The organism is Bacillus pacificus (assembly GCF_020861345.1).
In the GTDB taxonomy this organism is placed as follows: Bacteria; Bacillota; Bacilli; order Bacillales; family Bacillaceae_G; genus Bacillus_A; species Bacillus_A pacificus.
The window spans coordinates 121,085-135,829 of the sequence record NZ_CP086328.1 but is presented as its reverse complement, the minus strand read 5'-3'; the positions used below and the strand labels follow the sequence as shown (position 1 = coordinate 135,829).

The 14,745-nt window shown below is 37.1% G+C and carries 14 protein-coding genes; 1 reads left to right on the top strand and 13 read right to left on the bottom strand.

From position 1 onward, the window contains the following. Positions 1–172: 172 nt before the first annotated feature. Positions 173–679 (top strand): competence protein ComK, encoded by a 507-nt coding sequence (locus LMD38_RS00630; RefSeq protein ID WP_000997440.1) that lies wholly within the window; start codon positions 173–175, stop codon positions 677–679. Positions 680–734: 55 nt separating this feature from the next. Here LMD38_RS00630 and LMD38_RS00625 read toward each other — a convergent pair whose 3' ends face one another. The 13 genes from LMD38_RS00625 to LMD38_RS00565 all read right to left on the bottom strand — a co-directional run bounded on the left by LMD38_RS00625 (position 735) and on the right by LMD38_RS00565 (position 14,617). Continuing rightward, positions 735–1,205, bottom strand: coding sequence for a sigma-70 family RNA polymerase sigma factor (locus LMD38_RS00625; RefSeq protein ID WP_228920117.1), 471 nt, complete (start codon positions 1,203–1,205; stop codon positions 735–737). Between the two features lie 217 nt (positions 1,206–1,422). Beyond that, positions 1,423–2,100 carry a YknW family membrane protein gene (locus LMD38_RS00620; protein ID WP_016718963.1) on the bottom strand — a complete coding sequence of 226 codons (678 nt, stop codon included), beginning with the start codon at positions 2,098–2,100 and terminating at the stop codon, positions 1,423–1,425. Between the two features lie 16 nt (positions 2,101–2,116). Next, positions 2,117–2,815, bottom strand: a complete 699-nt coding sequence (locus tag LMD38_RS00615; protein ID WP_016718964.1) for a YknW family membrane protein — start codon at positions 2,813–2,815, stop codon at positions 2,117–2,119. 113 nt (positions 2,816–2,928) lie between these two features. Beyond that, complete coding sequence (locus LMD38_RS00610; protein ID WP_228920114.1) at positions 2,929–4,128, bottom strand: ABC transporter permease; 1,200 nt, start codon at positions 4,126–4,128, stop codon at positions 2,929–2,931. Further along, complete coding sequence (locus LMD38_RS00605) at positions 4,125–4,805, bottom strand: ABC transporter ATP-binding protein (RefSeq protein WP_000631615.1); 681 nt, start codon at positions 4,803–4,805, stop codon at positions 4,125–4,127. The genes LMD38_RS00610 and LMD38_RS00605 overlap by 4 nt, the downstream gene beginning before the upstream one ends. Further along, positions 4,802–5,995 (bottom strand): efflux RND transporter periplasmic adaptor subunit, encoded by a 1,194-nt coding sequence (locus LMD38_RS00600; RefSeq protein WP_100633501.1) that lies wholly within the window; start codon positions 5,993–5,995, stop codon positions 4,802–4,804. Before LMD38_RS00600 ends, LMD38_RS00605 begins: the two co-directional genes overlap by 4 nt. A 240-nt stretch (positions 5,996–6,235) precedes the next feature. Next, entirely contained in the window at positions 6,236–7,570 is a 1,335-nt protein-coding gene (gene pgtP, locus LMD38_RS00595) for an MFS transporter (protein WP_000477605.1), read from the bottom strand. A gap of 19 nt (positions 7,571–7,589) precedes the next feature. Further along, positions 7,590–8,624 (bottom strand): ABC transporter substrate-binding protein, encoded by a 1,035-nt coding sequence (locus tag LMD38_RS00590; protein WP_228920112.1) that lies wholly within the window; start codon positions 8,622–8,624, stop codon positions 7,590–7,592. Then, positions 8,621–9,403, bottom strand: coding sequence for a DUF3919 family protein (locus LMD38_RS00585; protein WP_097850992.1), 783 nt, complete (start codon positions 9,401–9,403; stop codon positions 8,621–8,623). The genes LMD38_RS00590 and LMD38_RS00585 overlap by 4 nt, the downstream gene beginning before the upstream one ends. Positions 9,404–9,469: 66 nt before the next feature. Continuing rightward, positions 9,470–10,900, bottom strand: a complete 1,431-nt coding sequence (locus LMD38_RS00580) for a HAMP domain-containing sensor histidine kinase (protein ID WP_227585437.1) — start codon at positions 10,898–10,900, stop codon at positions 9,470–9,472. 11 nt (positions 10,901–10,911) lie between these two features. Beyond that, positions 10,912–11,580 (bottom strand): response regulator transcription factor, encoded by a 669-nt coding sequence (locus tag LMD38_RS00575; RefSeq protein WP_228920106.1) that lies wholly within the window; start codon positions 11,578–11,580, stop codon positions 10,912–10,914. 122 nt (positions 11,581–11,702) lie between these two features. Next, complete coding sequence (manA, locus tag LMD38_RS00570) at positions 11,703–12,647, bottom strand: mannose-6-phosphate isomerase, class I (protein WP_228920103.1); 945 nt, start codon at positions 12,645–12,647, stop codon at positions 11,703–11,705. Between the two features lie 17 nt (positions 12,648–12,664). Then, positions 12,665–14,617 (bottom strand): PTS fructose transporter subunit IIABC, encoded by a 1,953-nt coding sequence (locus tag LMD38_RS00565; protein ID WP_228920102.1) that lies wholly within the window; start codon positions 14,615–14,617, stop codon positions 12,665–12,667. Positions 14,618–14,745: the final 128 nt, after the last annotated feature.

The following is a 14,745-nucleotide window of genomic DNA, read 5'->3' as shown; positions in this document are numbered from 1 at the left end:
TCTATTTTCATATATATGTACAAGCGATGCAAATTAGAAAGACTATCATCTATTGATTGTAAACGAATAGCTAAAATTTACAATATGAAATAAAAGATTAACAATTAATTTACTTAATTCGTATATAATTATATTGAGAATTATTATCATTTATAAAGGGGGAATTAAATTTATGAATGACGAAAATGATATTATTATTTCTAATTCTACAATGATGTTAGAACCACACAAGCACCCTTACTATCAAACAAAGATTATCGAAAGTAGCGGGAACCATCTTTACTCCTGTCAAACTGCTCTCCAACTTATCAAGAAATCTTGTCTAACCAATGTTCACTCTACTTATCAAGGTAGACGGAAAGCAGTTCAAACAAACTTTCATTTCAAACGAAATGTGCCGATTCCAATTAATCATCGAGAATATATTTGTGCTTTTCCAACAGAGTCTCCTTCTTCTCCAAACTGTATATGGCTATTTTATAACCATATAGATGACATAGAGTTTTTCAAAAAAAGTAAAAAAGCTACCATTCATTTTTCAAATGGTACAACTACAACTATACATATCAGTCAACATAAGTTAAAACAACAATTATTAAAAGCCGGATATGTATTATCACGTATGAACATGCAAGATTCACTACAATTTAAAAGCCTCTTACTACATTTACTACCTTAACAGAATAAGTAGAATGGAAAGCAATATTACTTGCCTTCCATTCTTATGATCATGTTTATCCTCTTAAGCTATTTCGCATTTTCTCAAGTGCTCGCCGATACATCCACCTCACTTGATAATAGGTCATCTCTGTCTCTAAAGCGATTTCCCCCATCGTCTTTCCTACAAAAAAACGCTCAAAAATAATATACTTCTCCTTCTCATCTAATACACTCATAAAATCCTTCGCTTTCATTTCAATATCTTCAAAATGAAAGATATCCTCATACGCTCCTACACATACACACTTTTCTTGCACTGCAAACTCTTTCTTCAATCTTTCTAATATATAACCACGTACCGTTACAACTGCATATGCAGGAAAACTCCCTTTCTCCGCATCAAACTTTTCATACGCATGCCAAAGACCGATTAACCCACATTGATAATACTCTTCATAATCTTGATAGATCCCTAACCTCTTTATTTGATTTACAATCATTCCTTCATACAACACAACTGCCTCTTTAAAAGTCGCTGGCTTCACACAGTACCCGTTTCTAAAAGGTATACCTTTCTAATATTCCGCGGTACCTTCACAATATAAAAATAAAGAAAGGATTTCACTGTGGGTAATTTTAAATACTATCACTGAAATTTGAAATTACACTAGGTTGTATTTGAAATTTCAACGGCGGTATTTGAAGTAAAGGTACAAATAAAAAAGGTGACTCTCGGGAGAGCCACCTTTCTTAACAAATGTATTATGCACCAATACCAGTTAACCCTTTTACAACACCTAATGCAACTGATAGAACGAAGAAAATTACGATTAATGTTGTAGCTTGTTTCTTACTTAAACCAGCTACAATGTGTAATCCTAGTCCCGTTAAAACCAAACTCCAAATATTGAAGATTTCAATTGAAGAACCAATTCCATGTAACACTGTCCCTTTTTCGAATAAAGGAGCTAAACTTGTATAAATATCAACACCATTTCCATCAAATACAAAGCCTAACGCTACATTTAACAATCCGCCGATATAATAAACAAGATTAGCATATAAGTAAATAGATAGTATCTTCATGTACGGAGTATCATTGCTCATAAACATCATAATAATTTTATAAAAACCAGCTGCAATAAATAGCCCTATAGGGGTACCTATTACACCAACAAGTGCTCCACCACCAAGTGCAAATCCTTTTATCATTGCGCCCGCTTCACCGTTTAACTCTTTTGCCATCTCTGGCGTATTAATTAATGTTAAGTATGCTGCACCTGTTGCCATAAGTGTTCCTAATAAAACGAATAAGACAAATGCGACCCAAACCGGACTTTTCGTCTTCATTCTCTCAAACTGTTCACCTGGAGAAGTAATCATTCCAAATAATGATGGCTTCTTTCCACCTGCATCTTGCGTATTAATATTTGCCTCCATTATAACGCCTCCTTATTTATACTGGCACATTTGGTAAAAATGCTGCAATTAACATAACGATCGCTGCTAAGAATAACGCTTTAATAATAAATAAAACGATAATTGGAATAGCTGCTTTCACTTTACTTACTCCCGCTGTAATTTGCAGTCCTAACCAAATTAAAACGATATTCCATAAATAGAACACTTCAATTGTATTACCGATTCCATAAGCGAGTGAACCTTGCTCAAATAGTGGTCCTAAACTTGTATATGCATTTGGTGCTTCACCTAAAATTAAAGCTATAATTCCATTAATAAATCCACCAATAATAGCAACAATGTTCGCATATACAACAATCGTTACTAATTTTTTATAAGAGGTATCATTCCCATAGAACATCATAAATACTTTATAGATAGCTGCTACAACGATTATTGCAAACATACCACCTACAGCACCCGACACAATACCAGAAATAACGTCAGATGTCAGTGAACTCTGTCCTGCAAATTCACCTAATTCTTTTTTCATTTTAACCATCTCAGGTGAAGTATTCGTAACGTACGTAGTAAGACCACTTAAAAGCCCCTGTAATAGCGCCATTAAGAAGAACATACCCCAAACTTTCTCGCTCGTCTTCATTCTCTCAAACTGTAAAGCAGGAGAAGTAATCATTCCAAACAATGACGGTCTCTCTCCGCCAGCTTTTTGTGTATTCACATTAGCTTCCATTATAACGCCTCCTTCCATTTATATAACCCGTTCTAACGGGCGGTTCACTTCCTCATATAGAGGCTACGAACCGCCCACTAGAACGGTAATGTTTAGTTCTACTACACTAGTAATTACTCATAACGTAATGCTTCAATTGGATCTAATTTCGCAGCTTTATTCGCTGGAATTAATCCGAAAATAATACCGAGTGTCATCGAGAATAATACGCCGCCGACGACAACTTCCCATGAAACAAGAGGTGGCCATTTTGCGAATGTGGAAACGATATATGCTCCGCCATATCCAAGACCAATTCCAATTAAGCCGCCTAGAAGTGTTAACATAACTGCTTCAATTAAAAACTGTAATAAAATTTTACTACGCGTTGCCCCAAGTGCTTTACGTATCCCGATTTCACGCGTACGCTCCGTTACAGATACGAGCATAATGTTCATAACACCAATACCACCAACGACTAATGAAATACCTGCGATACCACCAATAATCATCGTCATAATGTTAGTAACTTTAGAAACACCTTCTTGGAATTCTTTCAAGTTTACTAATTCATATTTACCTGGAATTTCACTTGGCTTACGACTATTTAATACATCAACCGCTTGTTTCCCTGCCGATTCTAAATCATCTACATTTTTCGACTGAATTGCGATATTTTGAATATCATCTGTTCCGTATAAAACAGGCCATAACGTAAGCGGAATTAACGCTTCTTCCATTTCAAATCCCATAAACTCATTATCAGATGTATACACACCGACAATTTGCATCGGTTGTCCCTTCATCTCAATAATTTGCCCGACTGGGTTTACGTCCTTAAATAATACTTCTTCTGTTTTTGTACTAATCATCATAACGTTATTTGCATGAGAAATATCTGATTCACTTAAAGTACGTCCCTTTACGACCTTTACTTTATTAACGGCAAAATATTCATTATCAAGACCAATAACATTCAGATTTGCTTTTTTATCATTTACATCAAGTGTATCCATCCCCTGATTTGTTGTAATAACGTGGGATACATCCTTCACTTGTTTTACTTCCAGAATATCTTCTTCCGTTAACTTCGGTATTTCATGCCCGCCCATATTAAACTCGTCATTAATATCTGCTTTAAATTGAATTGGCATAAGATTATTACCAGAACCAGCGATTTTCGACTTCAGCATCGCTTCCCCGCCTTGCCCGATTGCAACGACAGTAATAATAGAACCAACGCCGATAATAATACCGAGCATCGTAAGAGCTGAACGCAGTTTATGAGCTAAAATAGAAGAGAGGGCAATTTTTATACTATCTAGTAAACTCATACCGCACACCTTCTATCTTCTGTAATTTTCCCGTCTCGCAATACAATGCGTCGGGAAGAATACGCTGCTACTTCCTCTTCATGCGTAACCATAACAATTGTTGTACCTTCTGCATTAAGCTTCGTGAAAATATCCATAACTTGCTCACCAGACTTCGTATCAAGCGCACCAGTCGGCTCATCGGCCATAATGAACGTTGGATTATTCGCGATCGCTCTTGCAATTGCTACACGCTGCTTCTGTCCACCTGACAATTCGTTCGGTAAATGATGCACGCGGTCTGCTAATCCAACTTTACCTAACGCCTCTAAAGCACGCTTCCGACGCTCTGCTTTCTTTATGCCACCATATACGAGCGGAAGCTCAACATTTTCGACTGCTGAAAGACGCGGCAGCAAATTAAAGTGCTGAAACACAAAACCGATATATTCATTACGAATTAAAGCAAGCTTTGACTCGTCTGCTGTTAAGATATTCACATCATTCAACATATATTCGCCTTCTGTTGGACGATCTAAACAGCCGATAATATTCATAAGCGTTGACTTACCAGAACCAGACGGTCCCATAATCGAAACGAACTCCCCGCCTTGAATTGTTAAACTAATACCATGCAAAATCGGCACTGCCAATTTTCCTTGATAATACGTTTTAGCAATATTATTTAACGTAATCATTTCTCTTTCACTTCCATTCCGTCATACACATCGTCGGAAGGATTTTTAACCACCTTTTGCCCCACTGTTACGCCTTCAGTAATCTCTGTCCAGTCTCCATCAGTAGAACCTTTTTTCACATTTTGTTTACGAAGCTTTCCTTTATCCTCAACATAAACAAATGCATCATCACCTTTTTCTACAATGCTCTTAGTCGGAACAGCAACCATCTTCTTATTCTCTAAATTTACTTGCAGAGAAACGTGATAACCTGGAGATAAACCATCTTGACTATCAAGACTTGCTTTATATGTATATTGAGACATATTTTGAGTCGCTTCACCCATACCGCCAGCTTGTGCCATCTCTGCACTTGTTGGGAATTCACTTACTTCTGTAATCTTACCTGTCCACTTCTTCTTATTATTTGCTTTCGCAGTAACAGTAAATGTTTGATCTTTTTGAATTTGTGATTTTTGAAGCTCAGTTAACGTCCCTTGAATTTGGAACGGATCTTTAGAAGCCACTTGTAAAAAGGCTTTCCCTTGACCACCTAACGCTTGAGATGAACTTTGCGCCGCATCTTTATCTAACTTTTGAACGACACCCGCAAAGTTACTATAAATCGTAAGCTCTTTCTGCTTTTTACTTAACTCTTCTTTCTGCAACTTCCCTTTCTCTTTCTCAAGATCAGTTGTCTTTTGCGCCATCTCCAGCTCACTTACTTGCTCTTCCATCGGATCTGTTACTTCTTTCCCAGCTCCGCTATCTTTCGCCTTCTTAATTTCTTTCTTCAACGAATCAATTTTCTTCTTCCCTTGATCATAACGCATATCTGCCATCTTCTGATCAAGCTCAGCTTGCTTCATTTGAAGATTAATCTCTTCATTATCATAAGAGAATAACTTCGCACCTTTCTCTACCTCTTGTCCTTCTTTTACCTCAATATCTTTCACTTTTCCTTTAGTCGGATCCGCATAAAAACTTTCAATATTTCCAGGCTTCACTTGACCTGAAATTAACTTCGTATTATTCAGCTTACGCTCCGTTACCTTCTCGAAACTTACAGCATCAGCAGATGTTGATGCCCCCTTCTTCTTCCCTTGCATTACAAAAATATTAACTGCTGCTACAATAACAATTAGTGCAATAACCCCGATAATAATCCATTTCTTCTTCTTGTTTGGAGTACGAACCGTATTTGGTACCATATTCTCTCTCCTTTTTATAACTTAATAGTTTAATATAAAAATTGTATAAAACTTTCTGAAAATGAATTACATATTATTACATTCTTTTTACAAAGTTTTACACATCCATTTATATTGTAACAAAAATTCCAATGATTAGAAATATGACATTATGTCTTTTAAGATAGATTTAAGGAAAGATTATAGTAATATAAGAAAAGCTATCCAAAATGATAATTGGATAGCTTTTCAAACAAAATATTACGCCGCTTTAGGAGCTTTGCTCTCATGTCCACGTTGAACGATGAACAAGAAGATCGTTGATAAAATAGCACCTGTTAATAGTAAGATGAAACAACCATCCCAGCCAGAACGATCAACAATAACACCAATTGCTGCGTTTGCTACAAGACTTCCGCCTACGTAACCGAACAGACCACACATACCAACTGTCGTACCTACTGCAAATTTCGGTACTAATTCCATCGCACTTAAACCGATTAAGAACTGTGGTACATAAATTAAACAACCGATAATAGAAACTGCAATACTTACAACAAGTATGCTAGTTGCTTGCCAATATACAAACGTACCAATAACAACTCCGACCATACTAATGATACATAATGGCATACGTTTTCCTTTAAATAATTTATCACTTAAAAGACCAACGATTAATGAACTTGGAATTGCCATACCTTCAAAGATTGCGTACGCCGCATGTGCTTCATTTTTTGAGAAACCTTTAACTGTCGTTAAATAAAGTGGAACCCAGTTAATAACGCCGAAACGAATTAAATAAACGAATGCATTTGCAATACATAAGAACCATACAAATTTATTTTTCACTACATACTTCATTAAAATTTCTTTTGGTGACATCTTGTTAGCATGATCTGCTTTTTCAAGATTTTCATAGTCATTACGATACTCATCAATTGGAGGAAGACCTTCTGATTCCGGTGTATCCTTCGCATTAATCCAAACAAGAACTGCAATTACCATTGCGATAATCGCTGGGAAAATAAACACGCCGCCTTGCCAATGATTTTCACCAAAAATACCTACACCAATTCCGACAAGTGGTGGTACAAGCATTCCACCAACGTTATGTGAAATATTCCAAAGACCTGTTTTCGTACCACGTTCTTTCTTTGAAAACCATTTCGTCATAACGATACTACAAGGAGGTGCACCCATACCTTGTACAATACCGTTCACAACAAGTAATGTAACAATCATCCCAAATGAAGATGCAAAACCGAAGCAAATATTTACAAGCCCTGATAAAAATAAACCGACCGCGATAAAGCGCTGGGCGAAAGCTTTATCTGATAAATTGCCCATAAAGAACTTACTAAATCCATAAACAATTGCCATTACTGAACCTAGTAGACCAATTTGAGCTGTACTAAAACCATATTCTTGTACTAAATACGTACTTGATAACGTAAAGTTACTACGAACTAAATAATAAGCAGCATATCCAACTGAAATTCCGATTAACACACGAATACGTAGTAATCGATATACACGGTCGATCATATCCGCAGGCAATCTTTCAATTGCAGGTGCTGGCTTGAGCCATTTAAACATATTCTTTCGTCTCCTTTTCTCACTTCTGAGAGAGACGTTGTCTATTCCATATCTCGATTATTCCACTATTTGATATATGTTGGTTCGTTCTTCTAACCGGCTGTCCTTCTATTTCTTTCTCGTTCTTCGCAAACATCGTTGGCACGCCAAACGAAACCTTTTCTAAAATGTGACCCGCTTCTTCTGATAAACAATAATCAATAAATAAATCCGCAATAATACCGTTCGGTGCACGTTTTAGTTTCGAAATCGCATTAACAGATAGCCCTGTTTGCTCAGGTACGATACTTACAACTGGAAAGCCTTGTTTTTGAAGCATTCTCTGATCTCCCATGAAATTGATGCCTATCATATACTCACCACTCGCAACAAGCTCTACTGGCATGTAACCATTCACCGTTACTTCACCAACTTGCCCTGCAAAGTTCTTAACATATTCTTTCGCTTCCTCTTCACCTACAGTATCAATAAGTGATTGAAAAAACGTATAGGCTGTTCCTGAAACATTTGGATCTGGCATAACAATCTTTCCCTTATATGCTGGATTTAATAAATCTTGCCACCTCGATGGATAAGGAAGTCCGAGCGGTGCTAATTCTTCGTTCCACCGCTCTTTATTGATCGCAATTGCCAGCTTCTCTACTTCATAACCGTACCAATAACCGTCTTTATCTTTCACAGTTTTTGAAATACGGTTCGCATGCTGACTCGTAACAGGAATAGATAGATTTTTTTGCTTCATCATTTGATGCGCGTCTACCGTACCGCCAATAATAATATCCGCTTTCGGATTTCCAGCTTCCTCTTCTACCCTGCGAAGAAGCTCTTCTGTCGAAAGACGAATAAATTCATACGTACAGCCGCGTGGTTTACAAAATGATGAAAGCAACGCTTCCCCAACTTCCTCGCGAGCCGCTACATACGCAACAAGATGACGATCATTCAAAATAGGGAGACCACTTTTATTATATTTAATAGAGGTTGTATCTCGAGAGCAACTAGACATCGCTCCTCCAATTACTAGCAAAAAGAAGAAAAAGGCTATCTTTCTCATGACACATTCTCCTTTACAAATACATTTGCGAGGGAGCTTTTCATATACATGACATTCCCATTATTATCACCGAGATATTGCACAACAAAATACGATGGATACACAGAAATAGTAAGAATGTCTTCACGCTCATTCTTTATACGCTTACCAGTTTTATAAGCGGTAATATAAGCGATCGGTTCATTCTGTGATTGTAATAACTTCTGAATTTCTCCGTAATCTGTAATTTGCTTTGCGTACCGAATCGAATCAAGTATGTGCGTAACATTCACCGCACGTTCTACACCACCTTGGCGTACTATGACATCCTGTGCTGACGCAAAAAAATCATGAATACGTTCTGGTGTGTAATACAGGCTTAACAAATACGTTTGCAATGCTGAAATCATTGGATCCGTACCATTCTTTCCGTACATATCAGCCCCGTACTGGAACAAGTCACCTACTGCAAAAGTACGTTTCTGTCCATTCAAGTACGTTACTTCTCCAGTAAATACTTGTTCTTGATTCTTAGCTTCACTCGGATTGATTTGAATTCGGTCAAAGAATGAAACAATCGTATGCAAACGAACTTCATCCGTTATAACAATTTCTCCCCACTTTTCATGCCTAACCTTCATTTCAGTAGGCAGGGATTCATTCACTCTTTGTAAAACAGCTTGTTTGTCATTCACGATTGTGATCCGATTATATATTTGCTTCTCCATCACATAAAACAAAATAAGAGAAACGATTATACAAAGGACAAACATAAGAATTTGAAATGATAGCCTTTTCATTTCTGCCTACCTCCAAGATAAAAAAACGTTGTTTCGAAAATACCGCATAATTGTTTCATAAATGTATCATTTAACCGCTTTCAAGTTTTTTATGTCTTCCATCCGTCTCGGAAGTAAGAATGTAATAAATATGGTAGTACCAACCTCTTCACTACTCTCAATCCGCATACTTCCGCCCTGCTTATTCATAATCTCCTGACAAATATACAAACCGTAACCATTCCCGTAACTAGAAGAAAGTACCTTCCCTTCTGGCGATTCATTCCACTCTGCCAGCACCCCTTCATCTATACCAATGCCATCATCATGAACAAACACCTTCGCCTCACGTTCATTTACAATGACATTCATACGAATTTGCGTAGCGTCGCTATATTTTATCGCATTATCAAACACATTTAAGAAGATCTGTTTCGTCTTATCGAAATCGGCAACAACATATACATCTGTTAACTCATTAATAACTTCAATCTCAAACTTCTGCAGACGAGGTTTCACGATTGAAACTGCTTCTTCGGCTAATTCCTTTATATTCACAACTGTAGGTGATATTTCAAACGTACTCGTCCCGTACTTTGAAGACTTAAGTAATTCCTCTACAAGTGATAATAAACGCTCACTTTCTACAGCTACATAGCGCAAGCTCTCCTGTACATCTTCCTTCTCCTTTAACTTCGGAATTAAATCCACATAGCCAATAATCGCCGTTAGCGGTGTTTTTAGCTCATGTGTAATACGGTCTAAGAAATCTTTCTGCTTCTCTTTCTCTTCCTTCAATTGCTTAATATGTAGTTCAATCCCATCAGCCATCGCATTAAAAGACGCTGAAAGCTGCGCAATTTCCACATATTCATTTAGCTCAATCTTACTTTTATAATCACCATTCGCAAGCCGGTGCGCCATTTGCCTTAACTGATCAATCGGCTTATGAAGAGACTTCGCCAAACGAATCGCAAAGAAAATACCTGCAGCTACGAGACAAAGAGACGTCATTAAGAACGTCCAACCGACATTTGTTAACACTTCCTTCTCACCCGTTAACTCATTTATAAAACGAACACTACCAATGACATCGTTTCCATAATAAACCGGGCTTGAAAACAAAAGAATTGGAGCTGGGTCTCCCTCTTCAAACACATAAGATTTCTTTCCCTTCAAAGAACTCTCAATATCAATATTCCGATGAAGAAGCGCTCCCTTTTGCGTATCCGCCACAACATCCCCATTCTTCCCGATCATCTGTACACGGACATCCATGCGCTTTGCTAAATACGAAGCAATTAAAAGTGAATTCGGACCGAGCGTCTCTACCTCTGCTTCCTTCTCTAAATAATTCATCGTATAAATTTGTGCTTCTACACTTAACTTTTCTAAAGAATTTGCCGCGTTATGATACATATTCTTTTCTAACGTAATATAAACAACTGCGTACAAAAGAACAAATATCGGGATTAATAGTCCAACGATTCCAAACACCATATTTCTTTTTAAAGACATACCATCACCACTTAACAATCCAGTTTATAACCAACGCCATAAATTGTCTTAATATATTCTCCGCTATTCCCGAGCTTCTTCCGCAGTCTTTGCACCATAATATCAACCGCTCTCGTATTTCCGATATACTCAAATCCCCATACTTTCTCAAGTAACTCATCTCTCATAAATACACGCTGCGGATTGGAAACAAACAACTGACATAAATTAAACTCTCGGTACGTTAACTGAATCTCTTGCCCACTCACATGCACTTTTCTTTCCTTAGGACAAATCGTTATCTCTCCCGCCCCGATTACTTCATGGCTTACCGTTACCTCCTTCTTCACGCGCCGCGTCATATTCTTGACCCGAAGAATAAGCTCCGCATAATTAAATGGCTTCGTCACATAATCATCTGCACCAAGCTGCAAGCCAAGCAATTTATCATTCATCTGACTCTTCGCAGTTAACATGAGGACTGGAATATCTCGATCCTTCTCCCGAAACAAACGAAGCAACTCATACCCATCTGTATCTGGAAGCATAACATCCAAAATCAAAACATCCGGCCCTTCATTCCATCTCTCTAAAGCTTCTCTCCCGTCAGCCGCCGTAAGCACTTCATATCCTTCCATCTCAAGCTGCATCCGAATCAAATTACGAATACTCGACTCATCATCCACTACAAGTATTTTCATTATTCTCCTCCTTCCATCCTGTATTATAGTACAGTTTAGTATAGCAAAAATCTTATAAAAAAAGAGAGGGTATTGTCGAACATATTTTGTCGACGATACTCTCTCCTGTTATATTTCATCTCTTATACGCTCGCAATAATAAATTCAGCACGTCCTACCACTCTATATTCCCCAAAATCGCTTGGTAATATGAGATGATCTCCTTGCTCCAATTGATACCTTTCAGTACCGTGTATTAGCTCGCCTTCTCCATCTATTACACTTAAAAGAAGAAATGGATTTTTTTGCGTTAAGTTAACCACTCCATCTAATTCCCATTTTTCTACTAAAAAATAAGGACATTCAATAAATTTTCTTACATATAAATCTTCTATTTTTTCATATTGAACAGATTGTTGCTTTGAAACAAATGGTGTCTCTATTACTTCCATACTTTTCTCCAGATGGAGTTCACGCAGTTTCCCCTCTGAATCTCTTCTATTATAATCATATAACCGATAAGTAGTATCAGAGTTTTGTTGCGTTTCTAATATTAAAATACCTTCACCAATTGCATGAATAGTCCCGCTTGGAACAAAGAAGAAATCACCTGGTTTCACTTTTACACGTTGTAATAGCTTGTCCCACTCTTCTTGTTCAACCAAATTTACTAGTTCATCCTTTGTTTTTGCATGATGCCCATAAATAATCTCGGCACCTTCTTTGCAATCGATGACATACCAGCATTCAGTCTTTCCTAGCTCACCATTTTCATTTATACGTGCATATTCATCATTCGGATGTACTTGAACAGATAAATCGCGATTTGCATCTAAAATTTTTGTAAGAAGAGGGAATCGATCTCCCTCAATATTCCCAAATAACTCTCTATGATTGTTCCACAATTGTCCCAAAGACAAGCCTTTATACTTTCCATTTTTAACTACACTTTGTCCATTTTGATGCGCAGCAAACGCCCAACATTCTCCCGTTTGTTCTGATGGTATTTCATATCCGAAAGAGGCTAATTTCGTACCACCCCAAATTCTTTCTTTAAAAATGGGTGCAAAAAATAACGGTTCTGTCATGATTAAAATCCTCCATTTTATACGATGTCATCTAATAACTTATGTGCTTCTTCTTTCGTTTGGACAGATATTAATCTCTCTCTATAACTATCATCCATAAGTTTTCTTGAAAGCATTTGAAGAATCTTCAAGTGCTCATTTCCTTCACTCTCTTTAGGAACTGCAATCATAAATATTAATTTTGCATCCGTTCCATCTAAACTGTTCCAATCTACCCCTGATTGTTTAATTCCAAATACAACACTTGGTTTTTTTACTGCATCTGACTTCCCATGAGGAATCGCAATGTTCATTCCAATGCCTGTACTACTCTCTGCTTCGCGACTCATAATTGCTTGCTTAAACTCAGAATCAGAATGTAAAGCACCTACGGTATTTAATTTCCCAATCATTTCATCAATAATATCTTCACGTGTCTCTCCTGCTAAATTAACATCAATTAGCTCCAGACTTGTTATATCTGTTAACTTCTGAATTTCAATCTTTTCAGCTTTCTGTTCTATTTCTTGTTCTTGAGCTTCCGTTACTTCCTTAGTTGCTGACACTTCTTTCATTTCTTTTAATTCCTGTGTTTCTTCAATCTTTGAAATATCTTTCTTTAATACATTCACAATAACCGCTGTAACAATAGAACCTGCAATAATAGCAACAAAGAACATAAATACGTTATCTACCGCTCCTAGTACCGCAACGATAGGTCCACCATGTGCTACTCTATCTCCTACGTTACCAATCATTGCAATAACAGCACCTGTCATCGAACCAGCCATAATACTAGGAATAACACGTAATGGATCCTGTGCTGCAAAAGGAATAGCTCCTTCTGTAATACCGAACAAGCCCATCGTAAATGAAGCTTTCCCCATTTCCTTTTCAGACTCTTGGAATTTTCTCTTTCCTATAAATGTAGCAAGTCCCATTCCAATTGGCGGAATACAAATCGCCGCTGCAATCGGTCCCATAATTTCATAATTTCCTTCTCCAATCATTGCAGAACCAAATAAGAATGCTACTTTATTTACCGGACCACCCATATCAAATGAAATCATTGCACCTAAAATTAATGCTAAAAGAATTGAACTTGACCCTTGCATACCAGCTAACCAAGCTGTTAATGATTCAAATACTTGTGCTACAGGAGCACCGATAATAAATACAAATGCTAAACCAACAATAAGTGATGTAAATACAGGAATAATAATAATCGGCATAATTGGTTGAATCGCTTTTGGCACTTTTAACTTTTTAATTCCTAACGCAACATAACCAGCTAAGAAACCTGCAATAATGCCGCCTAAGAAACCTGCGCCACTCTCACTACCATAAAAACTTCCTGTTGCTGCGATATATCCGCCAATCATACCAGGAACAAGTCCAGGTTTATCAGCTATACTGTAAGCAATATATCCAGCTAAAATTGGCACCATAAATGCAAATGAAGCGCCACCTATTTGCTCAATTGTTTTCCAAAAAGAACCTTCTGGTATTACTAAACCACCAGGAGTTTTCTCACCACCAAGTGTTAATGCAATTGCAATTAATAATCCACCTACAACAATGAAAGGAACCATGAATGATACACCATTCATTAAATGACGGTATATAGGATTTTGTTTTTTTCCTTGCAAATCATTTTCTGTTTTTTTCACATCTGAATGATAAACAGGAACATTACCATCCACTACTTTTTGAATGAGCTCCTCTGGCTTACGAATACCATCTTTAACTCCTACAACTAATAGCTTTTTACCTATGAATCTATCTTTATTTACTACTCGATCTGCCGCTATAATGATGCCATCTGCTTCACGAATCTCCTGCTCGGTAAGTTCATTCTCAACACCTATACCACCTTGTGTTTCAACTTTCATTTGAATTCCTAATTTATCCGCTGCTTTTTGTAAATTTTCTGCAGCCATATACGTATGGGCAATCCCATTCGGACACGATGTAATCGCTAGTACTCTCATTTTAATCCTCCTCACCCTTATGTAAGCGCCTACAAATAATATATATCAATATTCGATTCATAAAAGTTTTCTTTTTTACCGTAACCTCCGGAAAAAACATTATTTTACCGGAACAAACAAAAAAGTAA

What these genes read in the sequence shown, in the direction of transcription:
- LMD38_RS00630 (WP_000997440.1), top strand. Translation starts at nt 173, where the DNA reads ATGAATGACGAAAATGATATTATTATTTCTAATTCTACAATGATGTTA.
- LMD38_RS00620 (WP_016718963.1), bottom strand. Translation starts at nt 2,100, where the DNA reads ATGGAGGCAAATATTAATACGCAAGATGCAGGTGGAAAGAAGCCATCA.
- LMD38_RS00615 (WP_016718964.1), bottom strand. Translation starts at nt 2,815, where the DNA reads ATGGAAGCTAATGTGAATACACAAAAAGCTGGCGGAGAGAGACCGTCA.
- LMD38_RS00610 (WP_228920114.1), bottom strand. Translation starts at nt 4,128, where the DNA reads ATGAGTTTACTAGATAGTATAAAAATTGCCCTCTCTTCTATTTTAGCT.
- LMD38_RS00605 (WP_000631615.1), bottom strand. Translation starts at nt 4,805, where the DNA reads ATGATTACGTTAAATAATATTGCTAAAACGTATTATCAAGGAAAATTG.
- LMD38_RS00600 (WP_100633501.1), bottom strand. Translation starts at nt 5,995, where the DNA reads ATGGTACCAAATACGGTTCGTACTCCAAACAAGAAGAAGAAATGGATT.
- pgtP (WP_000477605.1), bottom strand. Translation starts at nt 7,570, where the DNA reads ATGTTTAAATGGCTCAAGCCAGCACCTGCAATTGAAAGATTGCCTGCG.
- LMD38_RS00590 (WP_228920112.1), bottom strand. Translation starts at nt 8,624, where the DNA reads ATGAGAAAGATAGCCTTTTTCTTCTTTTTGCTAGTAATTGGAGGAGCG.
- LMD38_RS00585 (WP_097850992.1), bottom strand. Translation starts at nt 9,403, where the DNA reads ATGAAAAGGCTATCATTTCAAATTCTTATGTTTGTCCTTTGTATAATC.
- LMD38_RS00580 (WP_227585437.1), bottom strand. Translation starts at nt 10,900, where the DNA reads ATGTCTTTAAAAAGAAATATGGTGTTTGGAATCGTTGGACTATTAATC.
- LMD38_RS00575 (WP_228920106.1), bottom strand. Translation starts at nt 11,580, where the DNA reads ATGAAAATACTTGTAGTGGATGATGAGTCGAGTATTCGTAATTTGATT.
- manA (WP_228920103.1), bottom strand. Translation starts at nt 12,647, where the DNA reads ATGACAGAACCGTTATTTTTTGCACCCATTTTTAAAGAAAGAATTTGG.
- LMD38_RS00565 (WP_228920102.1), bottom strand. Translation starts at nt 14,617, where the DNA reads ATGAGAGTACTAGCGATTACATCGTGTCCGAATGGGATTGCCCATACG.